At 61.7% G+C, this 14796-nt stretch carries 13 protein-coding genes; 4 read left to right on the top strand and 9 right to left on the bottom strand.

Features of this window, described 5'->3' with window-relative positions:
• A partial coding sequence (locus tag Q8Q53_RS14170) for a MarR family transcriptional regulator (RefSeq protein ID WP_305702436.1) occupies nt 1-665 on the top strand: 665 nt, incomplete at its 5' end.
• A gap of 6 nt (nt 666-671) precedes the next feature.
• Here Q8Q53_RS14170 and Q8Q53_RS14165 read toward each other — a convergent pair.
• The 5 genes from Q8Q53_RS14165 to Q8Q53_RS14145 all read right to left on the bottom strand — a co-directional run bounded on the left by Q8Q53_RS14165 (nt 672) and on the right by Q8Q53_RS14145 (nt 5659).
• Entirely contained in the window at nt 672-950 is a 279-nt protein-coding gene (locus tag Q8Q53_RS14165; protein WP_305702435.1) for a WGR domain-containing protein, read from the bottom strand.
• A 116-nt stretch (nt 951-1066) separates the two neighbouring features.
• Nucleotides 1067-2080: a ParB/RepB/Spo0J family partition protein gene (locus Q8Q53_RS14160; protein WP_305702434.1), complete on the bottom strand. Its 1014-nt coding sequence runs from the start codon at nt 2078-2080 to the stop codon at nt 1067-1069.
• A 90-nt stretch (nt 2081-2170) separates the two neighbouring features.
• On the bottom strand, nt 2171-3373 hold the full coding sequence (locus Q8Q53_RS14155) for an AAA family ATPase (protein WP_305702433.1): 1203 nt from the start codon (nt 3371-3373) through the stop codon (nt 2171-2173).
• 166 nt (nt 3374-3539) lie between these two features.
• Entirely contained in the window at nt 3540-4628 is a 1089-nt protein-coding gene (locus Q8Q53_RS14150; RefSeq protein ID WP_371136568.1) for a replication initiation protein, read from the bottom strand.
• Nucleotides 4629-5395: 767 nt separating this feature from the next.
• Nucleotides 5396-5659 carry a hypothetical protein gene (locus Q8Q53_RS14145; protein WP_305702431.1) on the bottom strand — a complete coding sequence of 88 codons (264 nt, stop codon included), beginning with the start codon at nt 5657-5659 and terminating at the stop codon, nt 5396-5398.
• Nucleotides 5660-5719: 60 nt separating this feature from the next.
• Between Q8Q53_RS14145 and Q8Q53_RS14140 the strand changes: the two genes are divergently transcribed.
• Both Q8Q53_RS14140 and Q8Q53_RS14135 read left to right on the top strand, forming a co-directional pair.
• A complete protein-coding gene (locus Q8Q53_RS14140) occupies nt 5720-6118 on the top strand; it encodes a toprim domain-containing protein (protein ID WP_305702430.1) in 399 nt (132 codons plus the stop codon).
• Nucleotides 6119-6186: 68 nt separating this feature from the next.
• Nucleotides 6187-10404, top strand: coding sequence for a strawberry notch family protein (locus tag Q8Q53_RS14135; RefSeq protein ID WP_305702429.1), 4218 nt, complete (start codon nt 6187-6189; stop codon nt 10402-10404).
• A gap of 5 nt (nt 10405-10409) precedes the next feature.
• Here the strand turns inward: Q8Q53_RS14135 and Q8Q53_RS14130 are convergent, their stop codons facing one another.
• Together Q8Q53_RS14130 and Q8Q53_RS14125 are read right to left on the bottom strand one after the other, a co-directional pair.
• Nucleotides 10410-11681: a Y-family DNA polymerase gene (locus Q8Q53_RS14130; RefSeq protein WP_305702428.1), complete on the bottom strand. Its 1272-nt coding sequence runs from the start codon at nt 11679-11681 to the stop codon at nt 10410-10412.
• Nucleotides 11681-12115, bottom strand: coding sequence for a LexA family protein (locus tag Q8Q53_RS14125; RefSeq protein ID WP_371136567.1), 435 nt, complete (start codon nt 12113-12115; stop codon nt 11681-11683). Before Q8Q53_RS14125 ends, Q8Q53_RS14130 begins: the two co-directional genes overlap by 1 nt.
• Nucleotides 12116-12239: 124 nt before the next feature.
• On the opposite strand from Q8Q53_RS14125, the gene Q8Q53_RS14120 reads away from it, so the two are divergent.
• The gene (locus Q8Q53_RS14120; RefSeq protein ID WP_305702426.1) at nt 12240-12836 is read left to right on the top strand and encodes a hypothetical protein; all 597 of its coding nucleotides are present in this window, start codon (nt 12240-12242) and stop codon (nt 12834-12836) included.
• Nucleotides 12837-12874: 38 nt separating this feature from the next.
• Here the strand turns inward: Q8Q53_RS14120 and Q8Q53_RS14115 are convergent, their stop codons facing one another.
• Nucleotides 12875-13495: an SHOCT domain-containing protein gene (locus Q8Q53_RS14115; protein ID WP_305702425.1), complete on the bottom strand. Its 621-nt coding sequence runs from the start codon at nt 13493-13495 to the stop codon at nt 12875-12877.
• 45 nt (nt 13496-13540) lie between these two features.
• Nucleotides 13541-14662 carry a Fic family protein gene (locus Q8Q53_RS14110; RefSeq protein WP_305702424.1) on the bottom strand — a complete coding sequence of 374 codons (1122 nt, stop codon included), beginning with the start codon at nt 14660-14662 and terminating at the stop codon, nt 13541-13543.
• Nucleotides 14663-14796: the final 134 nt, after the last annotated feature.

Below are 14796 nucleotides of genomic sequence, written 5' to 3'. Positions count from 1 at the left end.
AGCAACCGCCGTGTCGGCTATTTTGGCACCCAGGGGAAGATGACTTTCGTCTGCGCCAGGGAAAGATTCACCGAGAAGACGACATTATTGCTATTTATCAATCTATTGATGTGATTGGCGCGTTCTTTGTCACGCCACAGCTTCGCGAGGACGAGAATGACTTCCTCGAGCTCGGCAGCGAGGAGGTGATCATCGAAGGCAAGGTGTTCCAGCGCTTCGCTGCAAGGGGCAGCGCTTGGGCAGCCTCGCTCGCCGCAGCCATGCGCCCGCATGTTTTCAGCCTCGGAGCCGCGCCGCTGGCGCTAGCCGGGCTCGCACCGCGTGCCGCATTCCGAGCCGAGCTTGAAAGCCCCCTTCGCTCCGTGCTGACCAAGGCGATCGGTACGGCCGCCGATGACCTGGCAACCGACCTTGCCGCGGTCCGCGCAGCATTGGCGTTGGGCGACGAGCGCCTGGCTGGGCTCTACGCCTCGTCGCAGGCGCCTGTTGTATGGCAGCTAATAGCGGCGCTGGGGCCCCTTACCCGCGCCGAACTGGCCCGCGCCCTCGGCGTGACCCGTCGCACCGCCTCACAGGCCGCCACCGCGCTCGAGAAGGCCGATCTGGCTATGTTACGCGCCGGAGACCAGGCGCTAGCTGCTAAAACGGCACGCAGAGCCTTCTAAGGCTCCCTACGGCCACCACGAGACTTCGCGGTAAGGCACGCCAATTCGTTTGGGGGCGCTGGCTCGTCGGCGCAGTAGCTGCCTGGCAAAGTGCGCGGCCTCATCTTCGGCAGCGAACGAGATCGCCCTCCCCTGCCCCTTCGTGCCAATGCGCCCCCAGGTGAACTCGACGATCGACGCGCCGAACAGGTCGCGGCTCAGCGCGACCGTGTAGCGCCGCGCGACATTGCGCTCCGCGCAGACCGCCTCGAGCCAGATGAAGGTGCCATGGGTAACGGTGTCCATCCGCGCATGAATGCGGCAGGCGGCAATGCGCAAGCCAACGGGAATTTTGAATCACTGGAATTGAACTGATTCACACAGGCGATTTGTTGGTGCCTCAAAGTCGAGAACAGCCGACTTCAAGTCCAGTATCGGTCCAAAACCGCGCGCACTGCTTCTTCGGCCTCCTGACGCGTCGCTCCGCCCTTACTCAGGAGGGTAAGGCGAATGCCCTTGCGATCAGCACCCTCGATCCGAAGCACGGGTTTGCCGCTCCCATTGGCAACCGTTTCTGCCATTCCTGACTTCTTGGGGGATCCTGACTTCTTGGGGGGATCGACCGCCAGTGACAGCGCCTTGATCACATCAATCACTGGCATGGATTGGCCGGTTGCCTCGCGCTCTTCAGCGAGGCGTGCAGCTTCACGGAAGGCCCTTTCCCTGCGATCATCAGGTTTCAAAAGTGCTTTGAGAGCGATCGCGTTGCGAATGCCAAGCTCCTGCGGATTGGCGAAAGCCTTAGTGAGCTCCTCCGGTAGACGCGCCAGATCGAGATAGCGCGTCAGCCAGCTTTCCGACACCTTCAGGCGCTCGGCCATCGTTTTTTGCCGGCCGTCATAGTAAGCTGTGAGCGCGCGCAGATAGTCTCGCGCCCTTTCAAGATCTGTGAGATCGTCCCGGGCACGGTTCTCGATGTCTGCGAGGCGGAAGGCCTCCTCATCGCCAATCTCTCGCACATCGACGAGGAATTTGAAGTCAGGGTAATTGTGGGACCTGAGCCAACTGATCGACCAATGTCGCCGGGCGCCGCAGATGACTTCGAATTCGTAGTCCTCATCACCCGATAGGCGACGAACGATCGCTGGGATTTCCTGCCGACCTTGCGCCTTGATGCTCTCGATGAGATCCGAACACCGTTCTTCGTTTAGCAGGGCGTAATCACGATTGTGCCCCGCCCACATCCGGCATCTGGCAGGATCCACCAACTCATGAGTCCGATTAACAATCGCCCCTGACGCAAGGTCGGCAAGACGGTTCGCCCGGCCGGTGAGCACGTTCGAAGCTATGCTCGATCGACGGGGTGCCGCACCTGCGTCGGTGAGGTCGATGCCTGCCGCCAAATCAGCTGCAAAACCGCTGTTTTTCTTACTCATGCGACCCTCCCGTCAGCATAATTGCACGCGTGCAATTTTCCGGGAACGCGTGGTTTTCGCGGCTAATTGCACGCGTGCAATTCCCGGATTTCATGCCAACGCCTCCTGGCGCAGGCGTTTGTGATGGCTCGGCCACATCGAACGGATATCGACTTCGATTTCGGCGTTCACGCCATCCAGGTAATTCAAGCATCGGTTCCGCACAGCCGAACTCGTAGCCGGACCATCAAGCTCGTAAACCGTCATCAAACGCGCGGTCGCATTGTCGATTTCAGCCGAATCTTTCAGCGGCGTGCGGACCATTGCATGTCCGAAAAGTGTGCGCATCAACTGCAGCAGCTCCTTTTGCATCGACTTGTTCTCATCGACTTTCGATGCAACGAAGCGAAGAAACTTCAACTCCGGCGCCAAGCCACGGTCTGCAAGCTGCTCAATCGTCTCGTCCAACATCGACAAGAATGCTGCGGTCGAAGAGAAATCCATGACCGTCGGCGGAACCGGCACAACCAACGAATTTGCGGCGCGAAGGACGGACAACGAGATCGCGCCGAGAGCCGGGGGTGGATCCATGACGACAACGTCAAACCGATCGGAAATACTCTCAATCCCCTCCTTCAGTCGGTCAAGAAGCCCGCCGTTACCCTGCGCCATCCGTGCTGCGAGTTCATATTCGGAATTGAACAGCCGAAGGTTAGCCGGGATCAGTTCCAAGCCGTCAAAATGCGTCTTGCGAAGAGCGTAATCGAGTGAGGACCGCTCCCCCTCCCGAAGAAACGGATAGAGGGTATCATCTTCGGTCAGATCGAGGTCGGGGACGTAGCCAAAAAGCGTTGTCGCCGATGCCTGGCTATCACAATCAACCAGCGCGACGCGATAACCTCGAATGGCAAGGTACTGGGCTAAGTGGACCGCCACGGTCGACTTCCCTACCCCACCCTTGAAGTTCTGAACCGCCACGACGCAGCAAGGATCATCCGCCGTTCGATAGGGCCTCGTCCCAAAGACACCTCGCATGTCGTTGAGCTGCGCCAGTGTATATCGTTCCCGCCTGTTGTTGTCGGTCCTTGCTGGCTCAGGCAGGCGACCGTCCTTCTCTGCATCGCGGATCGCAGCAGGAGTTCTGCCTACAAGTTCCGCCGCCTTGCCAATCGTGAAGGTTGGTTCGCGGCGGTCATCGGCGCGGGCGCTTCGAGCTGAATCCCGCAGTTTTTCGAGCACGGACGAAGTCCGACTGGCGAGCGTCGCGACCGAGACCAATCGCTCCGCTTCTTCTATCTGAAGTCCGTTAGACACATGCCCACCTTTCGCAATTGGGCGTGTGCTACACCCACTTGCGCTTTTGGGTCAAGAAATTCGCAAATTTCGAAAGTAGGCATGCCGAAAAGGGATCAAGCCGCTCCAAGTGGGCTCCAACCTGACTCGGTGGGGGATGTCGAAATTGCACGCGTGCAATTTCCGCTCATTGGGGCCGGCCGCGACGATTGACCCAGCCCTCACAAAACCCCTTCCACGCTGCGGTTAACTTCGCCCCACGAAGCTTTTCCAACCGCTCGCCCATATGTCCGCGAAAACCATCGGCGATCATATCCACATCCCAACCGCCGCCATACTGTCGGCCAATCGAACGAAACTCGGACTCGTCATCGCCATAGCGCAGGGAACCTCTCGGAAAGCTGGCTTCTGTCGGCTTGCGGCTCGCGACTGCTTTACGCGGTGCCGGAATAGCCCCCTGCCCCACCGAGATGTTTTCAACCGTCCCTTCCCGACGCGCTTGGCGGCCAGCTGAATGCCTATCCAGTTCGTCGACTGTCTCGATTACCTCGGGTGCACCCTTTGGCTCAAACCTGAACTCAAGCTCGGTAACGGTTCTGCCCTGCCGGATCTCACGCCACTCGACGCGGAAGTGAGCCAACTGATCGATCTCCGACTTGGCCTTTTCCAGGACCTTGCGGCGAAGCTGGGCGAAGTCCGTGTAGACATCGGGCGGGATACCAAGGGCTGCTCGGAGTGCTTGCATATCACCTCGCCATGTTGCCTGACGACGATGCAACCGAAGCGCCCCTAGTTCATACAATTTGAGCGCGTAATTCGAGCGGAAGCCCAGAACGGCCTGGCGGTTGAGAACGGCATAGGTTTCGGACGCTTGAATCAGTTTGCGTGCATCTGGCGTGAACTCCCACTCGATCCAGCCTGCTTCGCCGCCCTCTTCCTCTGTTTCCTCGCGAGACCGAGAGATCAATGAGAACAGGAGCGTTGCCTTCTTCCCACGCCAGGATTTGTCATCAACGGCAAAGAGCGTTCGGTGCAACTCCTGAAGCATGTCGGTGATCCGCTCATTGCCCTTGTGGCCGCGGCGGATGTCAGCTTTGCGGATTCGGTGTGGCCGATCCTCCCAAGCATCTCCACCAGCAGTTAGGATCATCAAAGCGAGAAGCCGAGACGCCGTGAGACTGAGCGATTCACCTTTGACGAACTTAATTTCGATGATGCTGCCGGGCTTGGCGAACTCGTCTCCACCCTTCGCCTTCAGGGCCGCAGCAACGCGCATGGCACGACCGGGAGATACTTCCTCCAGGTCCTCTTCAACAGCTTCGGCTATTTGGCCAGCTTCACTTTCCATGCCATATTTCGATCAGAACGTGATTCTCGGGATTGGATTGCTGCCTGACCTGACCTCTTTCGTCAAGTCAGGTCAGGATAATGATGCGGGTCCATCCCCCAAGCGGTCAGGATAGAGTTGCTGCCCGCCGGAACGGAAAGCGGCGAAAACTGGCGAGTCGGTGTACTTTTGGTCAAAATAGGAAAGTGACCTTGATTCCGTACACTTCGAGATTCAGAAGTTAGCGATGCGAGAGCACGGGAGGCTTAAATAGACGACTCCCCCAAGGAGTCAGGAAGACCCCAATGGGTCAGGTAAGTTCCCCCGGGGGGTCAGGCTGGAGCCCCCATGAGGTCAGGGAAACTCCCCCGTCCGGTCAGCTTTGGGGCTGTAAACATATGGATTTACGCCGCTTTTAGCCTACTGAATCTGAATCCTTAGAATCAAGAATGCTTCCGCTGCAAGCAGCGGCGTTTCCAAATTGATTTTAAGAGGATCAGATACCGATTCGTGTGCCGCACATGTACCGCCCATTCGGTAAGCACGGCATACAAGACACCCGACGGGGGAGGGGAGTTGGGCTGAGCTGGGCGGTTATGCCCCTCGTCAGCAATCACCCTACATCAGATCTCCGCACCCTCGTTGCTCGCCTGGGTGGCAAGTGGTCAGGCAACACCGCGATGTGCCGTTGCCCGTCCCATGCAGACCGAACCCCGTCACTCGCGATCAGGCAAGGCGATCGCGGCATCCTCGTGACCTGCCATGCCGGTTGTGATGCTAACGATGTTCTCCGTGCACTGCGCAAGATTTCGGACCTGCCAAGCATTCGCCCCGCTGAGGTAGCTGACCGACAAGCTCACCGGCCAACAGCCTTCCTGGCCATCTGGCACGCTGGTCGTCAGATTGAGGGCACCCTGGCCGAGCGATACGTCCGCGAAGTTCGCAACGTCTGGGCACCCCTTGAAGACCTGCGCTATCATCCACGCTGTCCAAGAGGGCAGGGGAGGCTCGTCCAGTTTGAGCCCGCCCTGCTCGTCGCGATGCGCAGGTCAGGCGAGATCGTCGCAATCCAGCGGATATTCCTCGATCCAACGACCGCCCACTACACCGAAAAGCTGGTGCTCGGGCAGGCCATTGGCGCTGCCTGGACCAACGGTCCGCCGGGCAAGACGATCGGTATCTGCGAAGGGTTTGAATCTGCCGCAGCATACACTTCGCTCACCGGCATCCAGGCATGGGCAACCATGGGCGCCAAGCGCTTCCACCAGGTCAAGATCCCGGCCAGCGTCGAACGCGTGATCCTGCTTGCCGACAACGACCGCGAAGGACGGCGCGCCGAAACCAAGGCCCGCGATGCGCTCGCCCGCCCGGGCCTCGCCATCGACACCGAGTGGCCACCGGGGCGCATGAATGACTGGGCACAGATCCTGAAGCGATGAGGGGAGGGGGGCTGCAGGGGATGTGCCGCCGGTCGGCAGCAGACCTCACAATTATCCCGGAGACCTCCATGACCGCTACGATCTCACGCACCAGCGCCATACTTGGCGCTGCGCGCACGCTTGCCGCAAAGCTTCTGCTCGCCATCACCATCGATCGGGCCGCGCTCACGCAGGCCATGACTGAAAGCGCGGGCGGCAGCGATGCCGCGGGAGGCTGGACCCAGCGCGAGAGTTTCGAGGCCCTCGAGGTGGCGCTGGCCATGGCAATCCCGGAACTCGTTGGCCGAATGGACGCTGGAGCGGCCATCGCCACGCTTGAGGCTCTGGCTCGCGAACTCCCCACCCACACAGTGCGCAGCGAAGACCAGATCGCATTCCAGCAGTTCTCGACCCCGCCAGCGCTAGCGTGCCTTGCCGTCCATCTTGTGCGGCTCGGGTCCGAGGATGTTTTCCTCGAACCCAGTGCGGGCACCGGGATCATCGCTTCGCTGGCGAAGAACGCCGTGAAGCAGTGTCTGCTGAACGAACTCGAACCGACCCGCGCTGAACTACTCGAAGGCCTGTTCCCGGGTGCACAGGTCTATCGCCACGATGGCGCAAAGCTTGCGGCTCTGCTCTCCGGCATCGCACGGCCAAGCGTGATCGTGATGAACCCACCGTTCTCGGTCTCACAGTCGCGCGGAGAAGATCAGAACACTGCGGCACGGCACCTGCGCGCCGCGCTCGATCTCCTGTTGCCCGATGGCAGGGTCGTGGCGATCATGCCGGACTGGTTCGCCGATACGGCGCGAGGGGGCGAGGTCTATCGCAGAACCCTGGAAGGTGCGCGGGTTGTCATGTCGCTGCGGCTCGACAAGGGCGGCTATGCCAAGCACGGCACCGGCATCGCAGTCCGGATGCTGGTAATCGACAAGGTTCCGGGTGACACCTCGGTCTCGACGATCAATCGCGCCTCGGTGAGCGAACTCTTCGCAGCGCTTGGCCCCATTCCACCACGCGCTGCGCTGCGCGACCCCAGCCCAGTTGCTGTCGCCCGGCCCAAGCTCAGCATGTTCCGGTCGGTGAAAAGCGGCCCGGCGCGCCCGGTTATCGTGCGGGCACCGCAAACCAACGAAATCAGGCCTGTCGCTTACCATGTGCTCGAAGAGGCCGCAGCCATGGGCGAACAGCGCGGAGTGTACGCCGACTATCGTCCCTCGCGCGTAGGGATCCCGGAAGCGGGCGAGCATCCGACCCACCTCGTCGAATCTGCTGCCATGGCGTCGATCGCCGCGCCAAAGCCCGGCTACGTCCCGTGCTTGCCCGAACGGACGGTGACCGCGCGGCTGCTCTCGGCGGCCCAGCTCGAGACCGTGATCTATGCAGGCGAGGCCTGGAGCCGAGATCTGCACGGTCGGTTCACGCATCCGGACGGCGAGGTGGCGCTGAAGGAAGACCCCGACGGTCAGCTCTACCGCACCGGGTTCTTCCTCGGTGACGGAACCGGGGCGGGGAAGGGGAGGCAGGCGGCGGCCTGCATTCTCGACCAGTGGCTCAAGGGCAACCGCCGCCATATCTGGATATCGAAGAACGCGCCGCTGCTTGAAGATGCCCAGCGCGACTGGACCGCGATTGGCGGGTTGCCATCGGACATCATCGATCTCGCGCGCTGGAAGATCGGCGAGGAAATCACCGCACCGGAGGGCATCCTGTTCGTTCCCTACGGCACGCTGCGCTCATCGCGAGTCGAGGACACCAGGCTCGACCAGATCGTGCGCTGGGCCGGTCCCGCGTTCGAAGGCGTGATCGTGTTCGACGAAGCTCACGAGATGGGCGGCGTTGCGGGCGGGGAGGGCGCTCTCGGCCAGAAGCAGGGTTCGCTCCAAGGGATTGCCGGGGTGCTGCTGCAGAACACGCTGCCGCGCGCCCGGGTGCTCTACGCCTCCGCCACCGGAGCCTCCGACGTCAACAATCTTGCCTATGCTGTCCGGCTTGGCCTCTGGGGGCCGGGAACGGCCTTCGCCAACCGCGAACAGTTCATCTCTGAGATCCGCGACGGCGGCATTGCGGCAATGGAACTCGTCGCGCGCGACCTCAAGGCCTCGGGGCTCTATCTCGCTCGCGCGCTCAGCTTCGCCGGGATCGAATACGACATCCTGCGCCATGACCTCAGCCTCGATCAGATCGCGATCTACGATACCTATTGCGAGGCGTGGACCATCATCCACCAGAACCTCGAGTCGGCGCTAGAACTCACCGGCGTGGTCGACGGGCTTGAGAACCGCACTCTGAACAGCGGCGCCAAGGCGGCCGCGCGCAGCCGGTTCGAGGGGACCAAGCAGCGCTTCTTCGCGCAAGTGCTGCTCTCGCTGAAGCTGCCCTCGATCTTCCCGGCGATCGACGAGCACCTGACGCAGGACGAAAGCGTGGTCGTCCAACTCGTCAGCACGGCAGAATCGATCCTCAACCGGCGGCTGAACGAGCTCGATCCCGAGGAGCGAGAGGCGCTGGACGTGGACCTGTCGCCGAGGGAAGCGATTGTCGATTACCTCACGCGCGCGTTCCCGACCCGGCAGATGGAGGAATACGTCGACGAGCTCGGTGACGTCCGCTCACGGCCGATGTGGGACGAGGCCGGCAACCCGGTTCACAACCCGCAGGCTGAGGCAGCGCGCGAACAGCTGATCGAGCATATCTGCGCTATGCCGCCGATCCCGACCGCGCTCGATGCGCTGCTCGATCACTATGGCGTAAGCGCGGTGGCCGAAGTGACCGGGCGGTCCAAACGCCTGGTCCGCGATGGCAGCGGCCAGCAGCGCCTCGAAAGCCGCTCGCCGCGCACCAACCTTGCCGAGACCACCGCGTTCATGACCGGCGCCAAGCGTATCTTGGTCTTCTCCGATGCCGGCGGGACGGGCCGGAGCTACCATGCGAGCCTCGATGCCAAGAACCAGCAGCGCCGCGTGCATTTCCTGCTCGAACCTGGCTGGCGCGCTGATCGCGCGATCCAGGGGCTGGGACGAACCCACCGCACCCATCAGGCCTGCCCGCCGCTGTTCCGCCCGGTGACCACCGACTGCAAAGGCGAGGCGCGGTTCACCAGCACGATCGCGCGGCGGCTCGATGCGCTCGGCGCATTGACCCGCGGTCAGCGCCAGACCGGCGGGCAGGGGATGTTCGATGCCTCCGACAACCTCGAGAGCGCTTACGCCAAGCACGCCCTGCACGACTGGTATGGGCTGCTGGCGACCGGCAAGCTCAAGAGCACGACCCTCGGTCAGTTCCAGTCGATGAGCGGGCTTGAGCTCACCGATCAGGACGGCGTGCTGCGCGAGGACCTGCCGCCGATCCAGCGCTGGCTCAACCGCATCCTGGCGATGAAGATCGCGGTGCAGAACGCGATCTTCGACGAGTTCCTCACCCTTGTCGAAACCCGGGTCTCGGCGGCCAAGGAAGCCGGCACCTTCGACATCGGCGTTGAGACCGTCTCTGCCGAGACCTGCGAGGTCCTGTCGGACACCGTGATCCGCACGGATCCCGTAACGGGGGCGACCTCGCACCTGCTCGAACTGTCGCTGACCCAGCGGCGCAAGCTGCTCACGCTCGAGCGCGTGCTGAAAATGGCCAGCTACGAGGACAGGCCGCTGTTTTTGCGCAACGCCAAATCCGGCAAGGTTGCGCTCGCGGTCCCTGCGCCGTCGCACATGGACGAGGAGGGCGAACTGATCCGCCGCTTCGAGCTGGTGCGGCCCCTGCGCAGCGAATACATCCTCGCTGGCAGGCTGGACGAGACCGCATGGGAGCCGGCGGCCAAGGCCGAGTTCTGCGCGCTGTGGGAGGCAGAGTACGCTGCGGACGAGAATCAGCTGGTGACCGAAACCGTGTTCCTGGCGACCGGCCTGCTGCTGCCGATCTGGGGTGCGCTTCCCAAGGAGGACCTCACGGTCAACCGCATCGTCGACAAGTTCGGCGCGTCCTGGCTTGGCCGACATGTCCATGACCTCTACGTCGACGCGACTCTCGAAAAGCTCGGGGTTTCGCGCAAAGCGCAGACCGATCCCGCCAAGATTGCGCAGGCCATCCTCGGCGGTGGAACATGGAAAGCACCCCATCCGCTGAACTTCACAATCCGGACCTCACGCGTGAACGGGGCGCGGCGGATCGAGATCGTCGGCGCCGAGCCAGCCCGCATCCCCGAGCTCAAGGCAATGGGCTGCTTCACCGAGATCATCGCCTACAAGACCCGCGTGTTCGTGCCGATTGACGGGGCGGAGGGCATCATCACCCGCATCTCTGGGCAGACTTGAGCCCATTACGCCAGACTGGCCGAGGGTATGTCGGTCCACCGGGTGGTGAAACTTGGCGACAGGTTTTCGCGCCGCATCCGCCATTCGCTGTCCTTCTGCGCCAGACCCAGTCTCGCTGAGCCCCGGCCATAGCGGGCATTGATCTGGTCGATCGCACTCATCAGCCTGTCATCGGGCGCTTCGAGCGCATCAAACAGCGATGCCGGTGCCGCCCCAGGCAGGCCGAGGTCAAGCAGCAGCACGCCTGCCTTTCGCCAGCCAAAGCCCTCTCGCCAGACCCGATCGAAGATCCGCCGCACGGTGGCCGCAATTTCGCGCGTATCCGATGTTGGTCGGTGAAACGTAGCCGAGCCTGATAGGGACTTCTGCGGCGCGTTTTGCGCGAACGGGTCGGTCCGCACGAACAACTGGACCGCGCCCGCCACCTGGCCTGCATGGCGAACTTTTTCGGCGGCGCGCTCGACGAAGCTCATGACCGCGTCGTGGACCTGCGCCTTGTCGAAAATCGCCGTGCCGAAGGTGCGCGAGCAGCATGTCGTTTGGCGGGGTGGGGGCTGATCTTCGAGCGCGTGGCAGACAGACCCCCGCAGTTCATGCACCGTGCGCAGGCCAACGACGCCCATTCGCTGGCGCACCCAGGCATCGGGCGCCTCTGCAAAATCGAACGCTGTGTGAATACCGCGTTCCTGGAGCATGACCGTCCATCTGCGCCCTACGCCCCAGACATCCTGGATCGGGGTCTTGTGCAATGCCGGGGTTATCCATTCGGGATTGTGCGAAAGATCAAGCACGCCGCCAGCCCGGGCGGACTTCTTGGCCAATCGGTTGGCAAGCTTGGCCAGGGTCTTGGTTGGGCCGACACCGATCGAAACCGGGATCCCGGTCCACCGCGTTGTCGTCTCGCGCAGATGCCGGCACCATGCCGCGAGGCTGGGGACAGCCAGTTGATCGAGATCGAGGAAGCACTCGTCGATGCTGTAGATTTCATGGGCTGGAGCACTCGCTCCGAGCACATTCATGACCCGCTCGGAAATGTCCCCGTAGAGCGCATAGTTCGACGAACAGACCGCAACGTCGTGCTCATCGACCAGCTTGCGGATCTTGAACATGGGAGCGCCCATACCGACGCCGAGGGCCTTAGCCTCGTTCGACCGGGCAATCACACAGCCATCGTTGTTCGACAGGACGACGACCGGGCGGCCCCGCAACCGGGGCTGAAACAGCCGTTCGCAGGACGCATAGAAGTTGTTGCAGTCGACAAGGGCAAAGGTGGCCATCAGCGGCCACAATGGCGCCGGATACTCGTTGTGATGACGCCCCAGATCTCGCAGCCGTCATCGCTGATCGCGAGCGATGGATAGTCTTCGTTCTCAGCCGCGAGATGCCATTGTCCGGCGACCTTTTTCAGGCGTTTGACGGTGAGGTCGCCGTGCAGGATGGCAATGACGATGTCGTCGGACTGTGGGGTGATGCTGCGATCCACCACGAGGAGGTCGCCGTCGAAGATTCCGGCACCGCGCATAGATTCTCCCGCAGCGCGCACGAAGAACGTGGCGGCCGGCCTGCGGATCAGATGTTCGTTGAGGTCGAGCTTTCCCTCGATGTGATCGTCGGCAGGACTGGGAAAACCCGCAGGAACCTGCGAGCCGAAAAGCGGAAGATCGAGTTTTGAAGGGGAATCGACGAAGCTCAGCACAAGAATGTAGTCCATGAGGAAGGGAACATAAAAAGAACAGATGTGCTCTGATTCGTCAATCGTCCCTCCGACGGAAAGCGGCATGATCGAATGCGGCGAGGTACTGGCCGGGAACTTGTGCGCGCAGTACAGGGCGCGCATGAAGCCCATCAAAGACCTTGCTCAACTCGGAAAACAGATTGCAGCGCAGCATGGCTGGGCGGCGGCGAAAGCGTTCAAGGCTTATGAGATGAACGACAGCGATCGCGCCGTCTTGTCGCAATGCGCGCTCGATCTGCTCAAAGTCTTTCCGCCGATGCCCGGTGCCTGCGCGCTGATGAGCGCATCGCTCGCAGGTACGCTGGAGAGGCGCATGACGGCTCCGGTCCATGTGGTCGCTGGAACCCTGGTGGTTGATGGCGAACCTGTCTTCGGCGACCGAAAGCCGTTCGATGGGCCTGCGGCGTTCGCCGCGTCGAACCCCGATTGGGATGGCCACGTCTGGGTGATGGTCGGACCTTATGTGGTCGATGTCTCCCTGTTCCGTACCGCATATTCGCGGCATGGCCCGCCGCGACTGGCAAAGCATATCAATCTCGCCTTCGGTCCCAACAAAGGCCTGTACGTCGACCACTGGAAGCGGACCGGACAGCTCGGTCTAGGCTATGAGCCCCAATATTATGTATTGAGCGCCGAAGAGGTGACCAGTCTGATAGGCGGCGCGTATCACGTCATCAAATCAGACATCGTCAAATAACGGGGCGGTGGTGACGGCCGTGCGCGAGCCAGATGCGCTCATTGTTTTCCATCACGAGCATCGCAAGTGTGCCAATCACTCTCGGCGGCAGATTGATCGGTCGGCCGACCGTAGCACATGCCCAAGCGAAGCAACTTGGCGTCGATAGCATCTCTGATGGGGCACCACTTATTGATTGTAGCTTCGTCGCTACTGCCTCGACACAACTCGTTTGCCCCGGCCCAGTCACCGAGCATCTGGCGGATTCCGGCAGGTTGATCCTTGTACTGGCGCATCATGTTGCGCTTAGCCTCGTTGTAATAATCCGCGTTGGTTGGATCAGGTGCTGCGGAATCCGGAACGGGAGGATCAATCTTGACCGTGCTTGGGCGCGCTACCAGAGTTGGCGGAGAGGGCGCCGCTGCTGCACTATCCATTCCTTTGGAAGCCGTCGATGCCGGGACGATCACGGTGCTTGTGTCACTTCCAGTCTGCTTAAGAGCGTAGAAAGCTGTCGGCGCAAGGATGGCGACCGCAATTGCGGAAACGATAATCAGAGGCTTCGAATATCCGGACTTTCCGGAGAGTAGCAGCGCCTTCTCATGTTCAAACTCTTCTGCGGTCAGGGCCCCGCTTTCGCGAAGGCGGTTGAGCTTCTCGAGCTTATCTAAATCTGCCACGTGCACTCCTTACGCTCGTCTCTACATAGCTCCCCGCAAGGCCCGTCAAGCTAGCGAGGTCTTCTCTCCCATGAGCAGATAATACCGGGAAGACTTTAGCGTCCCGGTCTGTTCGAGCGCGCCAAGGGAGACCAGCTCCTGCAAGTCACGTGTTGCCGTGGCTCGCGATGTGTCGGCGATCGTGATGTAGTTGGCCGCGCTGAGCCCGCCCTTAAACCCCCCGAGCCCCTCACGGAACATGCGCGCGATGACTTTCTCCTGCCGCGGGTTGAGCTTCCCCCGGTACCGGTCATGGAACCGGGTTTTCTCCAGCAGGAAGTCGATCAGGGCCAGGCTGTGGGCCTGCGCATCAAGGACCGTCTCGGCCCAATAGGCGAGCCAGTCCGAGATCTCATTGGCCTTGTTCGCCGCTTCGAGCGCGTCGTAGTAGGCCGAGCGTTCTCGCTGGATGGTCTGCGAGAGCGCGATCAGGCTTGGCTGCCCGATTGCCTGCGACAGCGCCTTCTCCGCAATCGCGCGCCCGATACGGCCATTGCCGTCTTCGAACGGGTGAATGGTCACGAAGTAGAGGTGCGCGAGGCCAGACCGGGTCAAGCCGGGTAGCGGCGTAGCGCCACCCGGGCCGGTGGCCGCGAACCATTCGAGGAACCGCGCCATTTCCGTTGCCATCTCGCGCGACGGCGGCGCCTCGAAATGGACAGTGGGCTTGTGCAATGCGCCCGAGACGACCTGCATCGCATCTTCGTGTTCGCGGTAACGGCCCACGACGTCGATGTCGCTGCGTCCACTCAGGACCAGGCGGTGCCAGTCGCCCAACGCCTCTTCGGTAAGCGGGTCAGCGAAGTCCCGGTAGAGCGCCATCATCATCTCCGCGATCCCGCGTTCGGCGGGCGGAATTCGGCGCGCTTCGCTTTCAAGACCGAACTCGCGGCGCAGCGAAGACTGGACGCTATCGCGATTGAGAAGTTCGCCTTCGATCTGCGAGGTCTTCATCGCTTCGTCGGTCATGACGTCGAGCACGATGCTGGTGCGGTCCTCATCGGCGAGGTGCTTCACGACCCCGATGATGATCCCGGATTGCTGCAGGAAGCGGGCCTCGTGCACGGCTAGGGCTTCGCTGTTCCAGCGAAAATTGGGCCAATCCGGCTGCTGCCAATTCCACTTCATGAGGCATTCGGTTCCGCTTTATAACTCACCCGATAGCCCATTATGAGGCATAAAGCCATAATTTATGGCTCATGAACTTCGGTCCCGCACATGTGCCGGTGGGTCTGAACCCCTGTGCCGTTCCTGAAATGTCG

Origin of the sequence: Novosphingobium sp., from assembly GCF_030699305.1 — a bacterium.
Lineage (GTDB): Bacteria > Pseudomonadota > Alphaproteobacteria > Sphingomonadales > Sphingomonadaceae > Novosphingobium.
This window is presented reverse-complemented; position numbering and strand designations above follow the sequence as displayed.